This window comes from Micromonospora pisi (genome assembly GCF_003633685.1).
Taxonomy (GTDB): domain Bacteria; phylum Actinomycetota; class Actinomycetes; order Mycobacteriales; family Micromonosporaceae; genus Micromonospora_G; species Micromonospora_G pisi.
The window spans coordinates 1,014,924-1,040,728 of record NZ_RBKT01000001.1; the positions used below are offsets into that span (position 1 = coordinate 1,014,924).

At 70.7% G+C, this 25,805-nt stretch carries 13 protein-coding genes; 4 read left to right on the top strand and 9 right to left on the bottom strand.

Annotated elements, in window-relative coordinates; genetic code table 11:
* Positions 1-245 precede the first annotated feature (245 nt).
* The 8 genes from BDK92_RS38315 to BDK92_RS04020 all read right to left on the bottom strand — a co-directional run bounded on the left by BDK92_RS38315 (position 246) and on the right by BDK92_RS04020 (position 21,685).
* The gene (locus BDK92_RS38315) at positions 246-455 is read right to left on the bottom strand and encodes a hypothetical protein (protein WP_147456895.1); all 210 of its coding nucleotides are present in this window, start codon (positions 453-455) and stop codon (positions 246-248) included.
* Positions 456-503: 48 nt separating this feature from the next.
* Entirely contained in the window at positions 504-2,450 is a 1,947-nt protein-coding gene (locus BDK92_RS03980) for a hypothetical protein (RefSeq protein ID WP_121154699.1), read from the bottom strand.
* On the bottom strand, positions 2,447-6,226 hold the full coding sequence (locus BDK92_RS40075; protein ID WP_246016778.1) for a DUF5682 family protein: 3,780 nt from the start codon (positions 6,224-6,226) through the stop codon (positions 2,447-2,449). The genes BDK92_RS03980 and BDK92_RS40075 overlap by 4 nt, the downstream gene beginning before the upstream one ends.
* On the bottom strand, positions 6,223-7,407 hold the full coding sequence (locus tag BDK92_RS03990; RefSeq protein ID WP_121161589.1) for an ATP-binding protein: 1,185 nt from the start codon (positions 7,405-7,407) through the stop codon (positions 6,223-6,225). The genes BDK92_RS40075 and BDK92_RS03990 overlap by 4 nt, the downstream gene beginning before the upstream one ends.
* Before the next feature lie 123 nt (positions 7,408-7,530).
* Positions 7,531-12,579 (bottom strand): DNA-binding protein, encoded by a 5,049-nt coding sequence (locus tag BDK92_RS03995; protein WP_121154701.1) that lies wholly within the window; start codon positions 12,577-12,579, stop codon positions 7,531-7,533.
* Positions 12,576-13,433, bottom strand: a complete 858-nt coding sequence (locus BDK92_RS04000; protein ID WP_121154703.1) for a DUF4132 domain-containing protein — start codon at positions 13,431-13,433, stop codon at positions 12,576-12,578. The genes BDK92_RS03995 and BDK92_RS04000 overlap by 4 nt, the downstream gene beginning before the upstream one ends.
* A 1,344-nt stretch (positions 13,434-14,777) precedes the next feature.
* Positions 14,778-18,689 (bottom strand): ice-binding family protein, encoded by a 3,912-nt coding sequence (locus tag BDK92_RS39555; RefSeq protein ID WP_211349056.1) that lies wholly within the window; start codon positions 18,687-18,689, stop codon positions 14,778-14,780.
* 770 nt (positions 18,690-19,459) lie between these two features.
* Positions 19,460-21,685 (bottom strand): MMPL family transporter, encoded by a 2,226-nt coding sequence (locus BDK92_RS04020; protein WP_121154705.1) that lies wholly within the window; start codon positions 21,683-21,685, stop codon positions 19,460-19,462.
* 107 nt (positions 21,686-21,792) lie between these two features.
* Between BDK92_RS04020 and BDK92_RS04025 the strand changes: the two genes are divergently transcribed.
* A complete protein-coding gene (locus tag BDK92_RS04025) occupies positions 21,793-22,407 on the top strand; it encodes a TetR/AcrR family transcriptional regulator (protein WP_211349057.1) in 615 nt (204 codons plus the stop codon).
* Positions 22,408-22,762: 355 nt separating this feature from the next.
* Here BDK92_RS04025 and BDK92_RS04030 read toward each other — a convergent pair whose 3' ends face one another.
* Positions 22,763-23,320 (bottom strand): TetR/AcrR family transcriptional regulator, encoded by a 558-nt coding sequence (locus BDK92_RS04030; protein ID WP_211349058.1) that lies wholly within the window; start codon positions 23,318-23,320, stop codon positions 22,763-22,765.
* A 140-nt stretch (positions 23,321-23,460) separates the two neighbouring features.
* Here BDK92_RS04030 and BDK92_RS04035 point away from each other — a divergent pair, with 140 nt between their 5' ends.
* The 3 genes from BDK92_RS04035 (at position 23,461) to BDK92_RS38770 (ending at position 25,754) form a co-directional block, all read left to right on the top strand.
* Complete coding sequence (locus BDK92_RS04035) at positions 23,461-24,228, top strand: SDR family oxidoreductase (RefSeq protein WP_121154709.1); 768 nt, start codon at positions 23,461-23,463, stop codon at positions 24,226-24,228.
* Between the two features lie 588 nt (positions 24,229-24,816).
* Entirely contained in the window at positions 24,817-25,317 is a 501-nt protein-coding gene (locus tag BDK92_RS41080) for a DddA-like double-stranded DNA deaminase toxin (RefSeq protein ID WP_121154713.1), read from the top strand.
* An 8-nt stretch (positions 25,318-25,325) separates the two neighbouring features.
* Positions 25,326-25,754 carry an Imm1 family immunity protein gene (locus BDK92_RS38770; protein ID WP_281278686.1) on the top strand — a complete coding sequence of 143 codons (429 nt, stop codon included), beginning with the start codon at positions 25,326-25,328 and terminating at the stop codon, positions 25,752-25,754.
* Positions 25,755-25,805: the final 51 nt, after the last annotated feature.

Genomic DNA, 25,805 nt, shown 5'->3' on the forward strand with positions numbered 1-25,805 from the left:
ATCTGCTCACCGGCCAGACCGTCGAAGCACGCGCCACCTGGCGAGAGGCGGCGACGATCCTCGCGGAAATCAACAACGCCGGCGCGGACCGGGTTCGCCAAACTCGAACAACTCGACCGCGAGTCGCCGGCCTGACCGGGGCGTCACCGGCCGACCCTGAGCAACCGAGTGCTCTGCCAGCCGGCCAAGGATGAGACCGGTCTAACCGCGTCTGTCTCGACCTCCGCCCATACCCAGGTGACGACCTACCGGCGCACCTCGGCCGTGACCGGTGGGAAACCCGCCGCCTCGGGTACGTCCACCGCCACTTCGGTGCGTTGCTGCTGATGACCCGCTGCCGCGCGCGGTACCTCGGGCAGCCCTGACCCGCCCGTGCCCTGGGCGCCAACGCGGGCACGGCCCGAGCCGGTCCGGGTGGCGAGGAGTCCCTCGCCACCCGGCGGCGTTTCAGGCAACGTAAGCGCCTACGTCGAACACGCAACCGCTACGCCCGTCACTACAGGTCAGCCGACGGGTGCGACGGCCCAGGAGGACCGGATCAGCTCTCGCTCGGTCGCGGCGAGGTGGGCGGTAGCGGCGAGCCAGGCCCAGGCGTACCGGTCCGGGTCGGGATCGGCGAGTCGGCCGAACACGTCCCGGCCACGCCGGTCGGACTCGTGGGCAAGTGCGGCAGCCACCGTGGCGGCGGTGGTGAAACCAGCCCGGCGCAGCGGACCGGCCAGCTCGGCGCCCTCGCTGCGGGCCGCCTCGCCGACGGCACGCCGACCGCCGGAGACGGCCAGCTCCACCAGCCGGCGGAGCCGCCACAGCGGGGACTCCGCGACCACATCAACGCCGGCGGCGAGGACCGGTTCGGTCATCGCGGCCCGATCGCGCGGTGGCAGGTGGCCGCCCTGGATCTGGTCGTAGCCGAGGTCCGCCCGGCCGTGCCAGTCCACTGGCAGCCGCAACGTCGCGACGGCACCGGGCACCGGGCCGACCGCGAGCGGGTGCAACGTACTGGGCCGGGCCGGGTCCAGCCGGCCGACCACCCGGATCCGCAGGCCCGGCCAGGAGGCGAGCCGTCGTAGGTTGGCCACGTGGGCGAGCACCGGGTGGGAGTTGACCGGCATCAGCCGGATCACCGGTCCATCCGGCACCAGTGCACGGTCCGGTCCGGCATCGGTGCCGGAGGCCAGCTCGCGGGCCAGCACCTGGTCACCGACGGCACCGACCACCATCAGGTCACAGCCGACCAGCGCGGTCCCGGCGCGGGCCGGATCCTCCGGGTCGTCGGCGGCGAGTTGGGCAGTCACCACCTCGGCGAGCGGGTGGGCGAACAGCTCCGCCAGCGGGCCGACAGACCAGTCGGTATCGCTGAGCGGAGTGGCCCGGACTCCCTTGCCGGCACCGAGCCGGCCGTCGGGGGAGACGGTGGTGCCGGTGATCCGCAGGCCACCGCGGGCCAGCACCGCGTGGTTGACCGCGACCGCGCCCATCTCGGTAACTGCCCGGTCGCAGTCCCGTGCCCGGTCCGGGCCGCCCGGTTTCACGTCGCCAAAGGAGAGCTGGCGCCCGTCGGCCGCGATCAGGTGGGTGACCACTCCGGCGTACCCGGTCGCGCTGATCACCGGTTCCCGGCAGACGCCGTAGACCTCCAGTGTGCCGTCCGGCTGGTAGGACCGCCGGAGGATGCCGATCAGCGCTGGATCGGGGTCGCCGGCGGCCAGCCGGCCGGCCACGTACAGCAGGTCGTGCAGCGCCTCGACCAGTTCGGCCAGCCGGTGTCCGGCTTGTCGTTCCCGGTGGGCGCGCAGGCCGCGTACGGCGCGCAGCGCGGCGCTCTCGGCTCGCGGTAGTCCGGCCAGCCGGGCACTGTGCGCGGCGCGCAGCAGTTCGGCTTGGGGCACCGCACCAGCGGCTGGCGCGCCGGCCGCGAGCACCGCGCCAGCGGCTCGCCACAGCGCGTCAGCGGCGGCCCGTTGCGCCTTCGTCGGCGCCGCGCTCCGGCCGGTACGGGCGGAGCGCGGCCCGTCCGCGTCAGCCGATCTTCCGGTGCGCCCGGGCCTGCCGGTCCGCCCTGTGGCCGCGCCGGTACCGCCCGGAGTGGACGATGCGCCGGTGCTGGACGTTGGATCGGGGTGGGCTGCCGGGTCGGCGACCGGACAGGCGACCAGGACCGCGGTCCGGTGCAGGCAGCGGGGCGCCAGCAGGCAGCTACACCACGCCTGGTGTGGGTGGGTGACCGCGCCGGTCGGCCCGGGCGTCAGGGTGACCCGGGCCTCGGGGCCGCAGTCGACCGATACGCCGCCGTCGACCTGGTCCGCCGGTACACCGGCCAGCCGTTCGATGGTGGCGTCCAGCCGCTTGTGCAGCCGAGGTGGCAGGGCCGCCACCGCCGCGGCGGCGACCCTCGGCAGCACCGGCGGCAACCGGTCGGCGTCTGTGGCGGTGGGCGTGCGTTGCGTCAACGTGATCCTCCGCGTACGCGGTCGCCCACCCAGCGGGCGAGTTCGAGCGGGCTGAGAGCGGCGACCGGCATCCCGGCCGCGACGAGCTGCTCGGCGACCGGTACCGAGTAGCAGGGCACTCCCCTGTCGTTCAGCGCGGCGCAGCCGAGCAGATGTACACCGGAACTGGCCAGCGTGCGAACCTCGCCAAGCAGCCCGGCCAGCGGGTAGCCCTCCTCGAAGTCGCTGACCACCGCGACGATGGTGCGGCTTGGCACGGTCACCAGCGAGCGGGCGGCGGCCAGTCCGGCGGCGATGTGCGTACCGCCGCCGACCCGTACCTCCAGCAGCAGCGACAGCGGGTCGTCGACTCGGTCGGTCAGGTCGACCACCATGGTGGAGAAGGCGAGGAAGTGGGTGGACAGGGTGGGCACCCCGGCCAGTACGGCGGCGGTCAACGCGGACCACACCACGGATGCCTCCATCGAGCCGGACACGTCGACCACCAGCACCAGCCGCCAGTCGGCCTCCTTGCGGACTCGGCTGTTGAAGACCGGGTGTTGCGGCACCACCACCGTCCGGCCGTCGTCGAGCCGTTGGGTGTGCGCCAGGTTGGCCCGCAGCGTCCGGGCGAGGTTGATCCGGCCGCCGGGACGGCGGGACGGACGCGGGTTGGTCAGCCCGGTCAACGCCGGACGCATCTGGGTGGCCAACTGCTTGGTCAGCTCGACGACCAGCCGCCGGACCAGTGGCCGTAGCTTGGCCAAATGCGCCTCGGGCAGGCCACCGGCCAGCGACAGCACTGAGGTCAGCAGCTCCATGGAGGGGCGTACCGAGGCCGGGTCGAGTTCGGTGAGCACATCGGTACGGCCGTTCTCGGCTGCCCGGGCGATCACCTCTTCACGTACCGCGGTGCCGAACAGCGCCTCGAGTTCATCGGCCCACTCGCGCGCGGTCGGGAAGGAGGCTTCCTGGCCACCGCCGGCCGCCGGGCCGAGGTCGATGGCGCCCTCGCCCTGGCCCGCCCCATACAGCTCGTCGAGGGCGCGAGCGTAGCGGCGGGTGTCGGCTGACAACCGGTCGGATTGACGGCCGAGTAGCAGCCGCCACCGGTCCGTAGGGGTGAGCCGAGCGGCCGGCGGGTCCGACCCGGGTTCGGCGTCGGCGCCGGCAGCGGTACCCGCAGGGGTATCGGTGCCGGCGGGGGCATCGGCGAAGCCGGTCGCGGGGCCCGGGATCGGGATGTTGCGGGCGACCAGCGCGGCCCGACCAGCCATGTCGGCGGCGGCCCAGTGGGCCAGCAGTTCGGGCGAGGCCGGCAGGGTCAAGTCGAGCCGATCGGCCAGCCGGCCGGAGACGGCGTGCAGCAGCCGTTCCCGGGCCGCCGGGGTGAGCGCGTCGAACCCGCCACGCAGCGCCGGCAGTCGGTCCAGGAACTCGGTGTCGGTGAGCCGCTCGATCCGCTCCAGCAGCGGGTCCAGCGCGGCCGGGGTGGCCTGCAGCAGCGGGTGTGCCGCAGTGAGCAGACCACCGAGCAGCCCGCGCAGGTGCCGTCGGGTGTCCGGTCCGGTCGCCGCGTCGACCCAACCGGCCACGCGGGTGCCCAGAGTTTCCAGATCGGTCAGGTCGAGCAGCACTCGGGCGGCCAGGGCGGCGCCCTGGATCAGCGATGAACCGGTCCGGCTCAGGTGACCGAGAGCCTCGTCCAAGCGGATACCGATCCGTTCCTCGCCGGCCCGGACCGCGAGGTCGACCAGCGCGGCGGCGTCGGCCGGGGCATCGCTGCCGGCCAGGCCAGGCAGTCCGCGGACCGCCGCGTCCAGCAGCACGACGGCTAGTTCGGCCGTCCGGGCTCGGCCGGCGGCGGTGGTGCCGGGCAGGTGTTCCCGGCGCAGCGCCTCCAGCAGGTCCAGTGCGGCCAGCAACTCGGGCAGCGTGCCGGTGTCCGGCAGCACCTCGGCGGCCAGTTCGAGCCGGTCGGTGACCAGCTCGGGCAGGTCGCAGCGGGCGGCGTCACGTAGCCCGGTGAGCAGTTGCGCGGCGGTGGGGCCGCCGTCAGCGACCTCCCGGCGGAACCGCTCCCGCAGGGTGCCGGCCGCCGCCAACGCCGCGGTCACCCCGCGTACGCCGACCAGGTCCAGCCGCGCCGCCACTGACGGCGTCCAGGCCAGTTGCCAGCGGGTGGTCAGGGCGGCACCGTCACCGGTGCCGGAGACCGCGATCGGCTCGCCGTAGCCGACGCCGCAGAGCTGGAGGCGTTGCAGCATGATCTCCCGCCGCCCGTCCAGTTCGGTGCGCAGCGGGTCCAACCGAAACTCGCGGGGCTTCGGGCTGTCCGGGTTGGGCAGCCGCAGCGCGGCGAGTTCCGCCTCGACTGCGGGGCCGAGCCCGGACCGGGGCGTACCGGGGGCGATGCGGCCCCGCTCGGCACCGACCAGCACGGTCTCCAGCGCCGTGGCCAGCGCTCGACCGCGGCCGAGCAGTTCACCCTGGCCGAGCACGGTGGTCACCGCCTCGATCACCTCGCCCCGGCCGGGGGCGGGCAGGTCCCGCAGCCGGGCCAGGTCGTCGGCCAGCCGTACGGTCTCGGCAGCCTCGCCGGTCCCGGCAGAGTGGCCGGCCGAGCGGAGTTCCCGGCACAGGTCGGTGACCGCCCGGGCGGTGGCGACCCGGATCCGTTCCGGGTCGCCGGCGGCGGTGAAGACGGACTGCTGCCAGCGCGGGTCGCGGATCCCGGCCGGGTAGCCGGAACGGGAGTCGAGCAGGTCGAACGCGTACGGCACCAACGAGGTTGTCGCCGTGCCATCGGCGCCGTCGGTGCTGGCTGGCCGGGTCTGGGTCGTCACGGAACGGACCAGACCGGACCGGACGGCGACGGTCTGGTTGGACGCGGCGGTCGACGGCGGATCGCCGCCGACCGTGCTGACGGCCCGCGCCGGCCCGTCGACGTCGGTCGGCGCGGCAGCGAGCATGGCTGAGGCATGGAAGGCGCCGATGACGGCGGCGACCCGCCGGCCGGTTGAGCCTGCCTCAGCCAGCACCCGGCGCATGTGCCGCTCACGCGCCAGGTCTCGGGCCGGCACGCCATCGCCGCGGGCGCTGTCGGCACGCATCGCCCAGCCGACGCCGAGGGCCGCCCGGCGGACCGCCTCGGGCGGACTGCCCGGGGCACGCACCTCGACCACCCGGTCCCACAGGTCGTCGCCGTCCCGGCCGGTGCTGCTGGCGCTGAGTGCGGCGGCGTAGCCGGACCGGCGTGGGCCGGACACCGGTTCACCGGCGTCCGGGACGGGATCGCGACCGGCGGTCGGGTCGGTGTCAGTGGCCGTGTCGGTGTCGGTGTCGGTGGCCGTGTCGGCGGCTTCCGCAGTCCAGCCAGGGTCGGCCAGCGGCAGGTCGCAGCAGACCACCTCGACGCCGCGCTGCCGGGCCCAGCGGATCGCGGCCAGTTCCGGCGAGAAGTCGGCGAACGGGTAGAAGCCCATCGGCCCGTCCGCGCCATGGCTGCCGACCAGGGCCAGCGGGGCCCGGGCGGCGGGGTCGGACAGGTACGGCAGCCAGTGCTGGAAGTCGGCCGGCAATTCGACACAGACCACCTCGGCCCCGGCAGCGTCGAGCAGTGTCGGGACCATCGCCGCGAGGGCCGGGCTGTGGTGCCGCACCCCGATCAGGTACGGCCGGACCGAACTGGCGAGCGTGTCGACCACGGCTCGCGGGTCGTGGCGTGTCGGATCGACGGTGGGCGGGGCGGCGGTCGGGGCAGCCGCACCGCTCGACGTGCTGGAAACGGTCGTCACCGCAGGTTCTCCCGCAGGTCCCAAAGCCGGCGCCACATCGCCGAGCCGTCCTCGGCGCGGCGGCGCACCGGGCCGTCCCAGTAGCCGAGCAGCCGGGCGTGGTCGTTCTCGTCGTCCTTGCGGACCACGCCGAGCAGGTGCCCCGGTACCAGGTCGAGCGCGTCCCCGCCGGGCAGGTACGCGGCGGCCAGGCCGAGCGACACCGCGACCTGCACGGCCTCGGCGGTTGACATCACGGTGCCGGGCCGTTCCACGTCCCAGTTCTCGCCCGACCGGCCGGAACGCAGGTCCCGGAACACGGTGACCAGAGCGTCCAGCACCGCGTCGTCGACCGTGTACGCCGCGCCAGCGCGCTGCACGGCGGCGGTGGCCTGCCGGCGAACCAGGTCGGTCTCGGTGTCCACGTCGGAGATCGGGTGGATGGTCTCGAAGTTGAACCGGCGTTTGAGTGCCGAGGACATCTCCGACACGCCCCGGTCTCGCAGGTTCGCGGTGGCGATCACGCTGAACCCGGGCATCGCGCGGATCAGGCCGGCGTCGGTGCCGACCAGCTCCGGCACGTTCATCCGCCGGTCGGACAGGATGGACACCAACGCGTCCTGGACCTCGGGCAGGCAGCGGGTGATCTCCTCGATCCGAACCACCTGGCCGGTGCGCATCGCGGTCAGCACCGGCGAGTCGACCAGCGCCTGCGGGGTCGGGCCCTGGGCGAGCAGCAGGGCGTAGTTCCAGCCGTACCGGAAGGCGTCCTCGGTGGTGCCGGCGGTGCCCTGCACGGTCAGCGCGCTGGTGCCGCAGACGGCGGCGGCCAGCAGTTCGGACAGCATTGACTTGGCGGTACCTGGCTCGCCGACCAGCAGCAGCCCGCGCTCACCGGCGAGGGTGACCACACACCGCTCGACCAAACTCCGCTCACCGACGAACTTCGCCGGGATGGTCATGCTGGCCGGCAGTTCGGTGCCGTCCGGACCGGTACGCCGGTCGGCGGGCAACTTCAATGCCTCGCCGTCGCTGCCCTGAACGAAGGTGACCACGGCGCGCGGGGTCAGCGCCCAGCCCGGTGGTCGGGCCCCGCCGTCGTACGCGGCCAGGAAGGCCAGCTCATCGGCGTACCGCTGTTCGGCGGAGAGGACCTGGGAGGCGGTCTCCGGCACCGCGGTGGGGCGGACGTGTTTCGTCACGGTCACGAGATTCCTCGATCTCTCTGTGGTTCGGATGGGACGTTTGGGAAAGGGGACGGTGGTGGGACGGTGCCGAGACGGCCGGGTCGGTTGTCGCGGATGCACCGCCTCGCGGGATCGGCGTCAGCGGCGGGTGCCGCCGACAGGCAGGTTGTCGAGCCGGGGTTGGTCGCCGTCGCGGATGCGTTGCCAGGCCCGTCGGTAGAGATCGGCAACCGGTTCGAACGGCACGGTCACGCCGAGCCCGGCGGTACCGTCGGGTGCGAGGTCGAACAGCGCGACCTTCCAGCCCTCGATCGGCGCCTGCCCGCTGCCGCGCTCCAGCCACCGACCGGGCAGGAACAGCGACCGGCCGGCCCGGGACCGGCTGGCCGCGATGACCAGGTCGGTGCCGGCCAGCTCCGCGCGAGCCGCGTTCAGCCGAGCCGGCTTCCAACCGGTCCACTTCGCCGTGTTGCGGTCGGTCGGGTCCGGCATGGCCAGCAGCATCAGGTACAGCGCCGCCGCGTCGATGCCCAGGCGGTGTTCCCCAGCCACCTCGGTGACCAGGTCGGGCACCGACCGGGTCGGATCCTGCGGCCACCACGTCCCGACCGCCGCCCGCGCGCCGCCGCCCGGCTCGCCCGGATCGCCGAGCAGCGCCGCGAACCGCGGGTCGCGGACCAGGCGCAGCGCCACCTCCATCGGGTACGGCTTGGCCGCGTCGCCCCGCAGTGCGGGCAGGTACGGGTCTGTCCCGTCGGCGTCGAGCAGGTCTGGCCGCAGCGCCGGGGATGGTTGGCTGTCGTGAGTGGCCAGGACGATGGCGCCGTACCGTTCCCAGCCGGGGCCGGTCTCCGACGGGGTGCCCGCCACCTGGCGGAACTCGGGCAGGGGGATGTACTGGTCAAGGTCGAGCAGCAGGTCGCGGTTACTCAGCCGATCCCGGATCGTGGCCAGCGCGGCCGGCAGCGCAGCGCGGCACGGGTCGCCGGCTGGCGTGTGGTGGGCTACCCAGGCGGCCAGGGCGACCGTGGAGCGCAGCACCTCACCGGTGAAGCCCACTGCCCGGTCGTCGACCTTTTGGGCCCGGTCACCTCTGATCCGGAAGGTCAGGTCGGTGCTCAACTCGACCGAACGGGTCGGGTCGAGCAGCGCCGGCAACGCCTGAGCGGGTCCCCAGCCGGAACGGATCGCGCGGACCGCCTGGGCGAGTAGCTGTTCGGGCACCACCACCCGGCGTCCCAGGGCGGCGTTCCAGACCGCCGCGGCGGCGGCCACGTCCGGACCATCGGTCCACAACCGGGCCGGGGCGTCCGGCAGCAGCGCCGAGACCACGGCCCGTCGGAGCTCCGGGCCGGCCTCGTTCAGCATGCCGAAGGCCAGCTTGACCTCGCCTACCTGCTTGATCCCGAGAGCCTTGCGCAGCTCGATCGGCACGGTATTCGACGAGTCGACGTAGGGCAGGCCGGCCAGCACCAGCTTCGCGGCGGTGGGGGTGACGCCGGTCAGTTCGGCGAACGACTCGGCCACTTCCGGCCGCCACGGTAGTGGCCCGCGCGCGGCCCACTCGGTACGGAAACCGGCCAGCCAGCCGGCCACCCGGCCGTCATCGACCGACGCCGAGGACTGCACCGTGTACGGCTCGGGCACGGCGAACACACCGGCCGGATCGTGGTACAACGCGCCGAGGGTGTAACCGGTCGACGTGCCGCCAACGTTGAGGACGGCGATGAACGCCCCGTCCGAGACCGGCAGGATGCCCGGCCCGGGGTACCGGCGCGTCCCGTCGGGCTTGGTCAGGTCGTCGTCGAGCAGGTGCAGCGTGAACCGGCGCCACCGAAGCGGTTCGGCCGCCCCGCTCAGGTCAAGCCGGTCGAACGCGGTGAGCAGGGCACGCAGCGTCTCCCGGTGTTCGTCCGGGGTGACCGCCGCGACCGCCCGGTAGGCGACGGCCGCGACACCGTCGAGCAGGGGCAACCAGTCCAGGGCGCTCGGCAGCGACGGTCCGTCGACGTGCAGCCGTACGGCGGGTTCGGTTCCGGCGGTGGCGGTCCGTCGGGTGGCGATCGCCTGAAACTGGGTGAAGGCGTGAGGCGAGCTGCCCGCCCCGTAAGCCGAGCCACGCAGCCCGTCCAGCGCCGCCCCGAGCTGCTCGTCGGTGGGTCCGCTCGCGGTAACCACCGGCGGCGCCGTCTTCGGCGCGAACAGCGACGCGGCGAGCCGCTCGGTCACCTGGTCCAGGTCGGTGCGGACCCGGGCGGCGAGCCGCAGCACTCCGGCCACCCCGGCCAGCACCCCGTCGTGGCTGACCGCCGGCAACGTCGAGCGGACCAGCTCGACCAGCGCGTCCTTCTCGTCCCCGTCGGCGGTGGCGCTGGTAGTGGCTGGTCCGGAGCCGGCGGTCGGTGCACCGACCACAACGGCCGCGACGGCGGCCGGAAGGCCGGTGGCGGCGTGCGAAGCTCCGGTCGCTCCGGAGCGGGACGCCAACCGGGCTGCGACCCGGGCGGCCTCCTCGGCCAGGGCGGCGCGGCGTTCGTCGAGGGCGACCTTGAACAGCGCGGCGGCGGTGTCCCGGTCCGTCCGGCGTAGGGCGGCGGATCCGGCCGGATCCCGAGGCGACATGTTGCCGAGGAACGCCTGTCCCGGCTGCGGGACCGCACTGGAGGTGTAGGCCCGGCTGGACGGCGGGCCGGCGGCGGCCGACACCACCCCGTCCGGATCGACCAGGACAAAACCCTTGAGGACGGCTCGAGGTCGGTCGTCGCCGGGCAGCACCAGTGCCGCGATCGGCTCCTGTCCCGGGGCCACGGTGACGGTACGACCGGCCAGGTCCTCGCCGCGTACCGAGCCGTCCGGCAGGGTGACCACCCGCCAGCCGATTAGACCCTCCACCGGAACGGCAGCCGGGGTGGCCCGGTCCGACAGGGCTGGCCGCAGCCAGCTGTCCGACTCCCGTAGGTCACTTCCGTGGACCGGGAGGTCGGCCAGGAACCGGGGCAGGCTGCGCCGGCCGTGGGTGTTGCTGGCCGGGTCGTACTCGCGCCAGCCGTTCCCGCCGTCGTCCGCGCTGTGTCTGAAAACCCAGTGGGAGGTGCCGTCGGTGATCACCGGCCGCTGCGACGGGACCACGATGTCACCGGCGTGCAGCACACCGTCGCCGGTGGTCCGACCGCCACCGGGCAACGGCAGGGTGATCCAGTTCGCCTGCCGCTGGCCGTCGTGGATGGGCTGTGGCTCGTCAGGCGAGGAGTGCCAGTAGCCGCGCGGGTTGTAGCCGTGCGACTTGGAGCGCCAGTAGACCAACAGTTGGCCGTCGACGTAGTGGTAGCTGGGCTGACCCCACATGTCGCCGGCCGGGATGCGCAGGTCGTGGCGGAGCACGATGCCCTCCGCGCCGAGCACGCGTACGGTGGTCGGCCCGCCCACGATCACGTACGGCCAGGCTTCCTGCCAGGCCCACTCGACCCGGTGGTCGCCGCCGGTCACCTCCTGCCAGGCAAGCTCCCACTCTGGCCAGCCCAACTCTTCGATGATCCCGCCGCGCAGGCTGCGGGCGACGTGCTCGGCGAGGTCGACGCCGAGGGCCTGCCCGAGGTCGCCGCCCTTACCATGATCGCTGGGCAGGAAGAGGTCGTCGGAGACCAGGCGCACCGCCTCGACCGGGAGTTTGCCCAGCCAGTCCACCGCCTCGCGCAGGTACGGCAGCCCGGTGGTGAACCGGTGGCGGATCCGGTCCCGCAGCCAGTCGGTCAGCAATGGCCGGATGCCCGGCGTGTCGGCCATCCGGCGCAGTGGGTGTGGCTTGCCGTCGAGCTGGTCGAGGCCCCGGCGCAAAGCCCCGATGAACCGGTCGTCGCCGGTTAGGGCCAGCAGATCGCGTTCTCCCTCGGTATTGACCCAATGCTCCAGGTTGAGGGAGTCGCGCTTTGGCGCGGCCACCGGCACGTCGAGGACGATTAGCAGGTCGCACAGGTCGAGGTCGCAGTCGGCGGCGAAGGTCTCGCCGCTGTCGGCCAGTTCGGTGCGCAGTCGGTCGGCCATCTTCTCGACGAGCGGGTACAGCTGCGGCAATCGGCGGCGGTCGTGGCCGGAGGTGGCTCGGCTCACGATGCGGCGTAGCCAGCCGACAGAGCCGTCCTGTGGCCGGGCCGTCTCCGGCACGTCCGGGTCGGACAGTCCGGCGAGCGCGCCGGTGTCGGACAACAGGGCCAGCCAGGTGACCAGGTTGTCTCGGTCGGCGGGCATCAGGTCGAGCAGGCTTCCCCGGACCGCGGGGTCGCGGCCGGCCAGCGTCTTCACCGCCGGCAGGTGTGTCTTCCACCAGCCGGCCGGCGCCTCGGCGGCCACCGGCAACCGGAGCAGCTCGGTCAGGTAGGCCGCCTCACGATCGGTGATCGCGCCGGCCTTACCGGCCTGGGCGGCCCGGGCCAGCCGCTTCACCGCGTTGGCCGACTGCGCGGACGGAACCACACCGGCCGCCGCGGCTCGCAGCGCCAGCCGGCAGAACCGGTCCAGCGCCTCGTCGGCCGGCAACTGGGCGGAGAGCTCCTTCGCGTAGCCGGCCAACCCCGTCGCAGACACCACTTTGGCCGCCGCGAACTCCAGGTAGATCTCGTCCAGCCGGTTCAGGTCGACCGGCAGGCCGTGCTGCGCCTCCGCCTTGCGTGCCTTGTTCAACAACTGCGTCGCATAGGTGTCCTGCCCCGCCGCGAGGAACACCCGCGCCGCCTGCTCGAAGAAGGTCGGCAGGAAGTGCGGCAGCGAACGGGCGAACCGGTCGGCGATGGTCTGGTGTCCATCCAGGGCGGCCTTCGGCCGTGACCGTGCCTGTTTGGCGAGCTTGCGCAACTCCGGCACCGCCGCCAACGCGTGCCGGCCGTCTTCCGGGTGGTGTACCAGCACCCATTCCGGGAACGCCAGCGGGCGGCGCGGGCCCAGCCCGACGACGGCCGGATCGGCAGCCGTTGCCAGGCCCAGGAAGCTGACGGCTATGTCCTCGCCCTCTCCGAGTACGGCGTCGACCACGCGGACCACCAGCCGGTCGCCGAGGGCCGGGTGCCGGTAGGCGCGGGCGGTGAGCGGCACCGCCCCGTCGCCGGCCCCGGCGGTGTTGGTCGGCAGTACCGCGCCGGCGGCCAGCAGGCTTCCGGCCGAATGCTCGCTCGACGGGGTCGTCATCCCGGTCACGCCTTCTCCCCCGTTTTGGTCACGGCGCCAGACAGGGCTGTCGCCATCCGCATTCCTTCCGACCATGCGACCGGGCCGATCTCGGTCAACCGCAGCGTCGGTCCGTCAACGACCGACCAGGAGAGGGCGCCCAGCGTCGCCTCGGAATCCCAGTAGTCCTCGTTGAACCACATGGCGGCCTCGACCGTGCGGCCGGCCTCCCAGACCCGGCACCTGATCTGCGAGCCGGAGACCCGGAAGCCGAGTGTGGCGGCCCGGGCGGCCAGCCGGTTGGGGACCGCGGTCCCGCGAAAATCGGTGATCGTGGTGTCGCGGTCCTTCAGGTCAGTGGGTTTGCTCCAAATGCCTCGGTGCAGTTGCTCGATGCGCTGGGTGATGTCCAGTTCGTCAGCAAACTCGCGCAGGTCGGTCAGGTCGGGCAGGCGCACCGGGTGGGGCAGTGTGGCGCTGGCTGGCGAGAGCCGGACGGTTTCGCCGTCGAGGTTGACCACGCGCAGGTCACCGGTGTCGGTGACGTCCCGCAGGAAGCCCGGCTCGGCCGGGTCGTCGCCGAGCACCACGAGGTCGCGCAGCGCGTCCTGCCAGCCCGGATCCGGCCAGACCCGGGCCAGCAGCCCGGTCGGCACCGGCAGCGAGGACACCACCCAGGCGTCGATCCGGGCCAGGCATTCGGCGGCGTGCCGGTCCAGCCACTGGGCCAGCTGGCGTAGCCGATCTACCTCCGGGTCGTCGCGCAACGCCTTCGGCAGGGTTTTGAGTGGGCGGCCGGTGGCGCGCAGGCCGGTGGATCGAGCCGCCACCCTTCCGTCCACAAGGGAGATCTCGTACGAGTCTCCCACCGGTAGCCAGCCCATCAGGAATACCCTCCGTAGTGGAGAATTAGCCAGATTTAATAGGAAATCGCCCACGATCGACGACGTAGGGGACGCTAACAGTAGTGACCGACATGACAGGGATACACCGGCAGGCAGCAGTGGGCACACCGGGTCGAGCCCGGCGGAACAGGGAGGCCCGAATCCGCGAGAGTCGGCAGGTCCGGGCGGTTCGGGAATGTCACGGATGACCGAGCGGCAACCGAGCGTCAACCCAACGGAAGACCACAAAAGTGGCCCAGGTCACATCAGGAAGACACTGGATCCCCTACCCCAGCCCCCGTCGGCGTTGCGGCCCGCCTGGATCCACGCCAACCTGCAACACGCCCTGCCCGAGTACGACACCACCACAACCAGCACCAACCTCATCGCGGTCGCGCGAACGCCCCAACACCCCGCCGCCCCGCCCGCGGAACTGCGGCGACGCGGTTCTCGCCGAGGTGGACGCACGCTTTCTCGCTGACTTCCTGAGTGCGGGCGCTCGCCAGGACGGTGATGCCACGTCTGCCGAGTTGACGGGCGATTTCCAGGACCGGCGCCGTGCTTGAGCACGGCGCATCGGGATTCACACTCTTCTCAGCCAGTGGCGGCGCGAGGACTTCGTCTCCCTGGCGGCTGGGCCAGGGAAATCGTCCCGGCCGTACGCGAAGCGATCAAAAAGGAAAACGGCTAGGCGCATGACGCGCGCTCATCGACATTATGCAGGTAATCCTTGTCAAGCTGATCATGACGTGGTGGTCGATGCGGGTGAGGAGTCGGTCGAACAGGTCCACGCGGTGTGCTTGATCGTGTTCGGCGGCGTGCTCGCGTTGGCGTTGCAGGACAGGCCGGAACGCGATGCTGGTCTGGAAGAACGTGCAGGCTTCGCAGATCGCTTCGAAGGCGCAGTCCAGCTCGGGTGGGCGGGTGCAGTAGCCGTTGCCGAGGAGGCGGTGGCTCGCGTCGCAGGCGGGCCATTCGGGGTCCGATGGTGTCGGCGGGTAGTGGTTTGCCTTGCTGATAAAGGGCTTCGACCTTCTGGGTGACGGCGAAGTATTCGTCGGCGACGGTCTGGGTGGCGATTTTGGCGTACCAAAAAGTGATAAAGCACTACTAGCCGGGAGACCAGCTACCCGCGCAAGCGCCGCCGGGCGGCACCCGGCGGCACCTCGCCGAGCGGGCCGCTGCGCGGCTTCGTCGTCGCCGGCCCGGGGCAGCACAGCCATGTCGTCCCCGCCCTGCGCCCCTGACCAACCCAATCGACGTACGCGGATTCGGCGCTTGTGCGGAACAACAGTCTGTTCCGCACAAGCGCCGAGATCCGCCAGTTCCGAACCGCTTCGCGGGCTAGGCGGTGTGGCGCCTACGCCGGGACAGCCCGTGGCTCGTCACGATGAGCACCGCGCCGAGGCCGATGATGGTCAGGGCGACGGTGGCGTAGCTTGCGCTCCGGGCCCCGGTGACGGGCAGGATGCGCTTGCGGACCGTGATGCTCGCCGAGGCGGGAGAGCCCGGCCCGCTCTCGACCGAGGTGGCGGTCGTCGTATTGACCTTCGTCCCGGAGGTCTTGCCGGTGACGTTCACCGACACCGTGCAACTCCCGTTGGCCGGCAGGCTCGCCCCGGCCAGGGTGATGCTGTTGCTACCGGGAGCCGCGACAATCGTGCCCGCGGCGCAATCCGTCTGGGTGGCGTTGGGAGTGGCGACCACCAGTCCCGTAGGAAGGTTGTCGACGAAGCCGACACTGGTCAGCGCCGTGTTCGCGTTCGGGTTGGTCAGGGTGAAGCCCAGCGCCGTCGTCCCGTTGATGGAGATGGTGGAATCCCTGAATGCCTTGACGATCGTCGGTGCCGCCACAGCCCCGACCGTGACGGTCGCCGAGGCAGTAGCACCCGGGCCGCTCTCGTTTGAGTCCACCGGACCGCTCGTGTTGACCTTCGTCCCGCTGGTGGTGCCGGTGACGTTCACCGAGAAGGTGCAGCTTCCGTTGGCCGGCAAGGTCGCACCGGTCAGGCTGATGGTGCCGCTGCCCGCGGTCGCGGTGATCGTGCCACCGCCGCACGAGCCCGTCAGGCCGTTGGGAGTGGCGACCACCAGCCCCGCGGGTAGCGCGTCCGTGAAGGTGACCCCGGTCAACGCCGTACCCGAGTTGGGGTTGCTGAGGGTGAAGCTCACCGCTGTCGTCCCGCCCGCCGGGATGGTCGCATCCCCGAATGCCTTCGAGATGGTCGGCGCCGCGACGACCGCCGGGCCGACCGCGACACTCGCCGAGGCGGGGGCACCCGGGCCGCTCTGGACCGAGGTGATGGGAGCCGTCGTATTGACCTTCGTCCCAGTGGTCGTGCCGGTGACGTTCACCGACACCGTGCAGGTCGTACCGGCCGGCAGGGTCGCGCCGAACAGGCTGATGCTGCTGCTGCCGGCAGTAGCGACGATCGTGCCGGCGGCGCAGTCGGTCCGCGCGGCGTTGGGAGTGGCGACCACCAGTCCCGCAGGGAGGTTGTCGACGAAGCTGACACCAGTCAGCGTCGTGTTCAGGTTGGGGTTGGTGAGGGTGAAGCCCAGCGCCGTCGTCCCGTTGAGCGGGACGGTGCCATCCGCGAAGGCTTTGGCGAACGTCGGTGCTGCCGCAACGCTGACCGTGACGCTTGCCGCGGCGGGGGTACCCGGGCCGCTTTCGTTGGAGTCCACCGGACCGCTCGTGTTGACCTTGGTTCCGCTGGTGGTGCCGGTGACGTTCACCGAGAAAGTACAGCTTCCGCCAGCCGGAAGGGTCGCACCGGTCAGGCTGATGGTGCCGCCGCCAGCGGTCGCGGTGATCGTGCCACCGCCACACGAACCCGTCAGGCCATTGGGAGTGGCGACGACCAGCCCGGCGGGCAGTGCGTCGGTGAAGGTGACCCCGGTCAGTGGCGTGTTCACGTTGGGGTTGCTGAGGGTGAAACTCAGTGACGTCGTCCCGTCGGCGGCGATGGTCGTCGCCCCGAATGCCTTGGCGATCGTCGGTGGCGTGACGACGGCAACCGTGACGCTTGCCGACGCGACGGCGCCGGGGCCGCTTTCGTTGGAGTCGACCGGGCTACTCGTGTTGACCTTGGTTCCGCTGGTGGTGCCGGTGACGTTCACCGAGAAAGTGCAGCTTCCGCCAGCCGGAAGGGTCGCACCGGTCAGGCTGATGGTGCCACCGCCAGCGGTCGCGGTGATCGTGCCGCCACCGCACGAACCGGTGAGGCCATTGGGGGTAGCGACGACCAGCCCGGCGGGCAGCGCGTCGGTGAAAGTGACCCCGGTCAGGACCGTACCCGCGTTGGGGTTGCTGAGGGTGAAACTCAGTGCTGTCGTCCCGTTGGCGGGGATGGTCGCGTCGTCGAACGCCTTAGCGATCGTCGGTGGGGCGACGACCGCCGGTGCGACCGTGACGGTCGCGGAGGCAGCAGCGCCGGGGCCGCTTTCGTTGGAGTCGACCGGGCTACTCGTGTTGACCTTGGTTCCGCTGGTGGTGCCGGTGACGTTCACCGAGAAAGTGCAGCTTCCGCCAGCCGGAAGGGTCGCACCGGTCAGGCTGATGGTGCCGCCGCCAGCGGTCGCGGTGATCGTGCCACCGCCACACGAACCCGTCAGGCCATTGGGAGTGGCGACGACCAGCCCGGCGGGCAGCGCGTCGGTGAAAGTGACCCCGGTCAGGACCGTACCCGCGTTCGGGTTGGTCAGAGTGAAACCCAGCGAGGTCGTGCCGCCGGACGGGATGGTCGCGTCGTCGAACGCCTTAGCGATCGTCGGTGGGGCGACGACCGTCGGTGCGACCGTGACGGTCGCGGAGGCAGCGGCGCCGGGGCCGCTTTCGTTGGAGTCGACCGGGCTACTCGTGTTGACCTTGGTTCCGCTGGTGGTGCCGGTGACGTTCACCGAGAAGGTGCAGCTTCCGCCAGCCGGAAGGGTCGCACCGGTCAGGCTGATGGTGCCGCCGCCAGCGGTCGCGGTGATCGTGCCGCCGCCGCACGAGCCCGTCAGGCCGTTGGGAGTGGCGACGACCAGCCCGGCGGGCAGCGCGTCGGTGAAAGTGACCCCGGTCAGTGGCGTGTTCACGTTGGGGTTGGTCAGAGTGAAACCCAGTGCTGTCGTGCCGCCGGACGGGATGGTCGCGTCGTCGAACGCCTTGGCGATCGTCGGTGGCGCGACGACCGCCGGTGCGACCGTGACGGTCGCGGAGGCAGCAGCGCCGGGGCCGCTTTCGTTGGAGTCGACCGGGCTACTCGTGTTGACCTTGGTTCCGCTGGTGGTGCCGGTGACATTCACCGAGAAAGTGCAGCTTCCGCCAGCCGGAAGGGTCGCACCGGTCAGGCTGATGGTGCCGCCGCCAGCAGTCGCGGTGATCGTGCCACCACCACACGAACCCGTCAGGCCGCTGGGCGTAGTCACCACGAGTCCGGCGGGCAGCGCGTCGGTGAAAGTGACCCCGGTCAGGACCGTACCCGCGTTCGGGTTGGTCAGAGTGAAACCCAGCGAGGTCGTGCCGCCCGACGGGATGGTCGCATCCCCGAAAGCCTTCGAGATGGTCGGCGGGGCGACGGCCGCGGCACAGAACGGTCGCGTGATCGTGTTGTGGATCAGCGTGACGGCGCCGTTGCGGGCAAGGACCCGTCCGGCGACGGTGGCTCCCTCACCCAGCGTCGCCGATTGCAGCGCCAGAATGGTTCCGGCGAAGACGGTCCTGGTGTTCAGCGTCGCCGAACTGCTGACCTGCCAGAAGACGTTGCAAGCCTGGGCGCCGTTGATCAGGCTGACCCGGCTGTCAACCGCGGTGATCAGGTCGGACCCCGCCTGGAAGATGAAGACCGAGTTCGGATCGTTCTGCCCGTCCAACGTGACGGTGCCGGTCAGAGACATGGTGGCGGGTGACGTGTACACCCCGGTGACCAGGGTCTGACCGCCGAGGTCGGCGGTCACCGTGCTGGTCGTGGGCTCCGCCGCGGCGAAGTTGTACGCCGTGGTCAGATCGGCCTGGGCCTGCATCGCCTCGGTGTCACCGACGTGTACCTCGCCGTTCACGACGGGCGAGCCGGTGACCGACGTACCGGGCCAGACACCCAGGTCCCCGTTGATGACCGAAGGCCCGACTGGGGGCGGGACGTCGGTGACCGCCTGACCGGCCAACACCCCGTAGGTCTCGGCGGTACCCAACGGAACCGTGGTCTGGGCCCACGCCGGTGCGCCGACGACCCCGACGATGATCGTCGTGGCGACGACGGCCCCCGCCATGAACATCGCGGTGGACCGACGGCGCGTACGACACGCGCGAGCTAAACGAATGACCGACACAGACTTCCCCCAGCAATCAAGATCCCCCCGGCAAGATTCAGAGCGCGCAGGATCAGCTGACGCACTGCCGGGCGACGAAGACCCCCCAAAGGCCTCAGCTCGGAGTGTATCTATGCCAACACGGTGTAAAGCCGCCAAATGCCACAAAAGGCTGTAGTGGGATGAAGCCTGACGTATCAACAGGCGAGGTGGGGCTATCGGGCGGCGCCCCGTGGATCAGGTGGTGGGGTGTAGGACCAGGCACTGCCCCACGTCCAGATCGCAGCGGCGGACATCCAGGGCACCGGCCCGACGGCAGGCGGTCTCGGTAACGAAAGGATCATGACCGGAAGCATGCCGCCATCCATCGATCCCGCAGCGGACAAAACCGCACGTCAGCACCTACAGCCGAGTTTCCGAACGGTACAGGCTCGTACGCCTGGGCCCAGGCACCTCATTGAAGTGAGCACCTGGACGTGAGCAAGGGCGGCCCAGCGAAGGCTTCGGCGTCACCGAGCGCCGAGGGCCGCAGCCTCGACCTGCTCGTCGTGGCCGTCGGACGACGCCTTCTTCGACTCACATTTTGATCTGCCGATGAGTGTGTGTTCGGTCTTCTGGCGCCGCTGACCGACAGATCTTCTGCTGGCCGGGGCGCCGAACGTCGGAGCTCCGGCCAGTGGCCGTCGTGGTTTCTCAGTGGTCGGTCGGTTGCATCCGGACAAGAACCGGAGTCACCCGGTGGTCGCGGAGGTCCGTTCCGACCGGGGATCCACGACAGTGGCTGGTGGGATAGAGGCGTGCGGGTCGAGCCGGCGTTGGAGTCGTCGCAGCGGGGCGGGGGCCCACCAGTTGGCTCGCCCGGCGAGGCGCATGAATGCCGGCACCAGCATGGCGCGGATGATGGTCGCGTCGATCAGGATCGCGATCGCGATGCCGATGCCGATCATCTGGAGGTACATGACCCTGCCGGTGGCGTAGAGGGAGAATGACACGGCCAGGATGACGGCGGCAGAGGTGATCAGGGGAGCACTACGCTGCAACCCCTCCAGCACCGCTCGGGTGTTGTCGCCGGTGGCCTCGTACCGCTCCTTGATCCGGGAGAGCATGAACACCTCGTAGTCCATGGATAGTCCGTAGGCGACGCAGAACATCAGGATCGGGAAGGCGGGGTCGAGAGTGCCGATCGGCGTGAAGCCGAGCAGTGACGAGAACGCTCCTTCTTGGAAGACGAACACCAGCGCGCCGAACATGACGGAGAGGCTGAGCAGGTTCAGCACGGTGGCCTTGACCGGGATGAGCAGACTGCCCGACATCAGGAACAGCAGCACGAACGTGATGGCGAGGATCAGCGCGGCGACCAGCGGCACCCGTTCCATCAAGGTGGAGCGGAAGTCGGTCAACTCGGCCGGGTACCCGCCGACCAGCACGCGCTCGAACGGCGCCGGCTCGGCCCGGATCCGCTCGACGAGTTCGGAGGCCTCGGTGCCGGCGAGCACGTGGCGGGTCGGGATCGCCTCCAGACGGGTGCCCGTGGCACTGGTCAGCCGTTCTGGTTTCGGTGCCGGGCGTGCCAGCGTACCGTCGACGAAGACGCCGACGGCCGAGTTGACCTGCGCGATGCCGTCGATGCGCGAGAGTCGGACGGCGTAGTCGGCGGCCCTGGCGTCCGGGCGTCCGGCTGGGGCGAGGATGTGAATGGCGTCGTTCGCCTCCTGGGCGAAGTTGGCCCGTAGCTCGTCGTACGCCTGGCGGGTGGACGCCGACGGCGGCAACACCCGGTCGTCGGGCAGGCCGATCCGTAGCCCCAGCGTCGGCGCGCCGAGCACCGCGATCAGGACGAGCCCGGCGGTGCCGAACAGCAGCGGCCGTCGCATCACGCGGGCACCGAAGCCGTACCAGCGCCGGCCACTGGCCGCGCCGGGCGATGCGCCGCGGGGCATCGCCCGGGGGCCGAGCACGGCGAGCGCCCCGGGCAGCAGGGTCAGCGAGCCGAGCACCGCCATCGCGACGACCAGGACGCCCGCGTAGGCGAAGGAGCGCAGGAAGGGGTACGGGAACACGAGCAGCGCCGACAGGGAGGCGGCGACCGTGAGCCCGCTGAAGATGACGGTACGGCCGGCGGTGCGGACCGTCGTCGCCACCGCGTCTGGTGTCCGCGCGCCGGCGGCCAGTTCTTCGCGGAACCGCGCGATGACGAAGAGGCTGTAGTCGACGCCGAGACCGATGCCCATGACCAGCGTGATGTTGGCGGCGAACGTCGACACCTCGGTGACTCCGGCCAGCAGTCGGAGCCCGGCCAGGGTGCCGAACACGGCGAACAGTCCGATGCCGAGGGTGAGCAGGGCCAGCCGTACCCGCCGGTACAGCGCGAACAGCAGGATGACCATCAGGGGAATGATCAGTATCTCCGCTCGAACGAAGTCCATCGTCGCCTGCTGGCTTATCTGGGCGGACGCCGCCTCCGCGCCGGCCACCTGCACGTGGATCGTCTCTGAGGTGCGCGTGAATGCGGGCAGCAGCCGTTCCCTGATCTCCGCGCGCGCGGTCGTGGCGTCGCCTTCGACGTGGGCGAGGACCAGCGCCTGCCGGCCGTCCGAGCCGCGCAGCATCGGGTCACCCCCCTCCGTCCAGTACGACCACACGTCGGCGACGAGTGGCCGGCTCCGCAGGTCGTCGGAGAGTTGCTGAGCGGCGGCGCGGGTCGCCGGGTCGTCTACGGTGCCGCTGTGGGCGGTGATCAGCAGGATGAGGTTCGCGTTACCGGTGTCGAAGTCCCGGCGCAGCACCTCCTGGGCGTGAACCGACTCGGTGCCGGGCGCCTCCCAACGGCTGAGCACCAGGACGCCCATGGCGCCGGCCCCGACAGCGGCAAACGCCAGGGTCACGATCAGACCGGTGACGAGCGTGAGCCGACGATGGCGGGCAATGTACGCGCCCAGCCGGTGCAGTGGTGACATGCACGGTCCTCTGCTAGCGTCAAAACACGAGCGGTCGCCCGTATTTTGACAATACGAGCGACCACTCGCATTAGTCAAGGCACTGTCCGCAACGTGAAGGGGTACGGGTGACTGAGGCGCATTCGGTCAAGCGGCAGGCGCGGGGGCGGCAGCGGATCGCCGACATCCTCGACGCGGCGCTCGCCCTGTTTGCACAGAACGGGTACGAGGGGACGAGTACCAACGCCATCGCCGCCCGTGCCGGCATCTCGCCCGGTTCGCTGTATCAGTTCTTCCCGAACAAGGAGGCGATCGCGGAGGCGCTCTCCGCCCGGCTGCTAGAGCAGATGCGGGCCGCGCACTCCTCGGCGTTCGACCTGGCGCAGGTCACCGACCTGACGTTGCACGAGCTGATCGATCGGATGGTGGACCCGCTCATCGCGTTCAACCTGGCAAACCCGGGCGCGAAGGCACTGATGGCGAACACCGACCTGCCGGCCCGTTTGCAAGGGGCGGCGCGTCCGCTGCAACAGGCGGTGGTCGACAGGGTAGCGGCTATCATCGGAGCCCGTTCCCCCCGGCTGCCCGCCGCCGAACGGAACCTCGCCGCCATGGTGGCGGTGCGCATCGTCGTGGCCATGATGCCGCCCATCGTGACGGCACAGGGAGCCGAGCGGAACGCCCTGATCGCCGAGCTGAAGAAGGCGCTGCACGGCTACGTCCTCCCGATCGAGGCCCACTGAGGCAGAGCTGTGATGTCCCGCACCTCAGCCAGGGGCTCTCCACTCCGCTCACCGCACCGGAAGGACCGACAACTACCCGCCGCCCGACAGGCTGTTCGCGCACCCGACGCCCATGCAGGTGATCGCGAGGCTCCAAATTGTGGCGCGAAGCGCCTCGATCACTCCGCATATCAGGCGTTATGCGGCCCGCCAGGGCGAAGGTGATCGAAGATCACCCGCATAATGCCGCTGAGCGGATATCGGATCATGCGCAGCATGTAAGCCTGTCGACGGACCTTGCGGCTCTGGACAAGCGGGCTGCCAGAGGGCCGACGATCGAGTATTGGCCAGGTGGCGGTTAAGCAGCCGTCAACGGTTACGCGTCGATCTTCGCGGGCCAGGCGAGCATAGCGGCTTCGGCAACGGCGAGAAGCTCATCCGTGCCGGCGCCGTCGCGCGCGTGCTGGGACATGCCTTGCAGGATGACGCCGACGAGGACGGCCAGACGGCCGGCGTCGGTGCCGGCGGGCAGCCGGCCGTCGGCGACATCGGCCTCGATCCGCTTTCGCAGCGCGGTGATGTTGGCGGTCCGTTGGGCGCGCAGCAGTTCGGTGATGTCAGCCGATGCTGCGGTGCAGTTGACGGCCGCGCTGATGACGAGGCAACCAGGTGGATGCTCGGGCCGGGTGTACTCCACCGCAGCGGCGCGTAGCGCGCGGGCGACACCGTCGCGCACGGACTCCTCCGCCGCGAGTGCCGTCGCGAAGAACGCGCCGTGAGTCTGCTGATAGCGCTCGACCACCTCGCGGAACAGAGTCTTCTTGTCGCCGAACGCCGCGTAGAGGCTGGGTGGCGTGATGCCCATGGCCGCGGTGAGTTCGGCCACCGACACCGGCTCGAAGCCGCGTTGCCAGAACTCGTGCAGCGCCGTCAACAGGGCCTGGTCCCGATCGAAGGCTCGGGGCCGGCCACGCCGGCGGGGACGATCATTGGCCATTGACACATTCTATAGCGCTCGCTAGCCTGATGCCCAGGCAATACATAGTGATTACTACAGAAAGGGCACGCGGCACCATGACACTGCTCAACGGCAAGACCGCTCTGGTCACGGGCGGCAGCCGAGGCATCGGTCGGGCAATCGCCACACGACTCGCGGCGGACGGCGCCCTCGTCGCCGTCCACTACGGCACCAACGAGGCGGCCGCGAACGACACCGTCACCGCCATCACCGGAGCCGGCGGCCGCGCGTTCGCGGTCCGCGCTGAACTGGGCGTACCCGGCGACGCACAGGCGCTGTGGTCCGCCTTCGACGCCGGCCTCACCGAATCCGGCGCCGAACCGGGCGTCGACATTGTGGTCAACAACGCCGGCATCGCGAGCTCCAACGACCTGGCCCGCACGACCGAGGCCGAATTCGACAAGATCGTCGCCGTGAACGTGAAAGCCCCGTTCTTCATCCTTCAGCAGGCCCTGAACCAGTTGCGGAACAACGGCCGGGTCATCAACATCTCCTCCGGCGTCACCCGCATCGCCGCACCCGCGATCATCACTTACTCGCTGACCAAAGGCGCCATCCACACTCTCACCTTCACCCTCGCCAAGCAGCTCGGCGAACGCGGTATCACGGTCAACTCGGTGGTCCCTGGCATCGTCGACGTGGACAGCAACGCCGTCTGGCTGCGGGAGAACCCTGAACAACTCGCTTTCTGGGGCTCCTTCTCCGCGTTCAACCGGGTCGGCCAACCCGCCGACATCGCCGACGTGGTGGCCTTCCTCGCTTCCGACGAGGCCCGCTGGGTCACCGGCCAGCATCTCGACGCCACCGGCGGCGCACACCTGTGACACATCCCTATGCGGAAAAGCCGCATTGCGGGAACTGTGGAGACCCGTCGGCCAGCACGTCCGGACGGCCCTCAGTGCTGACCCGGCACCCGTGATTCTTGCGTCCAGACGCACGCTCGATCAGGTGCGCACATATGCTGCAATCCGGGCACATCCCTCCGTCCTCCTGTGACCGAACGTAGTTAGATCAGGCAGCCGTCCTGGTGGACGACGATTGCCCTCTCGCATGGCCGCCAAGCTCGCCTGCGACGAGGCTGGATCGATAGGCTGCACTCTCGCCGATCGGGAGGCGGGGCTGGTGAGCGCGGCTGAGGTGAGCGCGGCGCTACAGCGAATGATTGATGACATCAGCCGTGAACGAGGCCGCGCCGCGGCTGCCCTGCACGGTTTGCAGGAGGGCCGCAGTCGCCTCGCCACTATCTTGCTGGGGACCCGCCATCCACTCGCCGCACGAGCGATGGAGGCTCTCAACGCGGCAATCGACCGGCTCCGAGAGGCCGACCACCTCGCCGCTCAAGGCACGCTGGCGGTCGTGGATTACGCCCGCGCTCTCGGGATTACGTCTCCGCAACGCCCAGCCTCCCCACCATCGACGCGGGTCAGCCCGGTTCTTCAGCGGGACCCGCAGGCAATGGCAGCCCTTCGTCGCCGGAGTGGGTCGAAGATGCCGGCACCCGGCTGCCGCGTCGTCCCGGCGGCAAGGGTCCCACCCACGGGCTGCTCTTCGACTCGACCGGGGAGCCACTCACCGGCACGCCGCTTACCCAGTCGGAAGGGTATCTGCGCAGCGGCGGGGCACCCGGAGCACGCGATGGGCTGCGCCCTGACTGGCATCCGCTGGCACAGGTCACCGGGGAACACGTCGAGGCACACGCGGCGGCACTGCTGCGCAAGCCCGGGGCACCCAAGGAAGCGATACTGGTCGTGAACAAACCAAGCTGCGTGCGCAGAGGCGAGTACGTCGGCTGCGACGAGACACTACCCGGCATGCTGCCCCGAGGCAGCCGCCTGGCGGTACACGTATCCGACGGAACCACCACCAGACCGCTGAAGGTATACACCGGCACCGGAGAGGGCATCGCATCGTGAGCTACACCGTGTCATGGGACGGCCCCTCCGCAGAGGAACCCGAACGCGGCAACGAAGTCCCCGTGTCAACACCCGAGGAACTGGACGCCGTCCTCGACCGCGTCCACGCCCAAGCCGTCACCGAGGACCTGCCCTACGCGGTACAGATCCACCAACCCGGTCAGCACGGCGCCATCATGATCGGCGTCGGTCGCCCCGAACGATCCTTCGTCGACTGGCTTGACCGCAGCCAGCCCCACGGCAGCGGCAACCGATACGCCACCGACCCCGACCTACCACCCGCACCACAAGCGATCGCGTTCGACTTCTACGGCGACTGGACCGAGATGCCCCCCGAGCGCACCCGCATCACCCCGGAACACGCCCGCCGGGCCGCGCACGACTACGTCCGCACCGGGAAACAACCCGACCTTCCCTCCTGGGTAGCCGGCGCATAGCCGACCCCCAGCACCGCAGGACGCCAGGCCAGCTCGGCTCGGCGGATGCCG